Source organism: Corynebacterium sp. HMSC075D04 (assembly GCF_001815635.1).
GTDB lineage: Bacteria > Actinomycetota > Actinomycetes > Mycobacteriales > Mycobacteriaceae > Corynebacterium > Corynebacterium coyleae.
The window spans coordinates 1-444 of record NZ_KV821336.1 but is presented as its reverse complement, the minus strand read 5'-3'; the positions used below and the strand labels follow the sequence as shown (position 1 = coordinate 444).

The window sequence follows — 444 nt, the reverse complement described above, 5'->3', positions numbered from 1 at the left end:
AGACCATCGGCCACTGCATTTTGGGGACTTTCTCATAGAGATTCTTCGCGAAATGGGTGCGACACCGCTGCCACGACGCGTCAGGCAGCACCTCAGATATGGCGTGCTGGATGCCCTCGTGGGCGTCACTGGTGATAAGGAAGACACCGCAAAGCCCGCGGGCTTTTAAGTCTTGGAAGAAGCCTTTCCACGACGCGTTGGATTCCGCAGTGGCAACGTGCATGCCGAGCATTTCGCGGTACCCGTCAGCGTTGACACCGGTGGCCAGCAGCACTGAGCATTTGACCACGCGTCCGCCTTCACGCACTTTCATCGTGAGAGCATCACACGACAGGTAGGCGTAGCCGCCGGGGTCCAGTGGGCGGTTTTTGAAATCGTTGACCATCTCGTCGAGTTCTTCTGACATGCGTGAGACTTGCGATTTCGACAGGTTGTTAATGCCAA

At 56.8% G+C, this 444-nt stretch carries 1 protein-coding gene; it reads right to left on the bottom strand.

The window, feature by feature from the left end:
- A partial coding sequence (locus HMPREF3048_RS04840) for an IS256 family transposase (RefSeq protein WP_210398417.1) occupies positions 1–444 on the bottom strand: 444 nt, incomplete at both ends.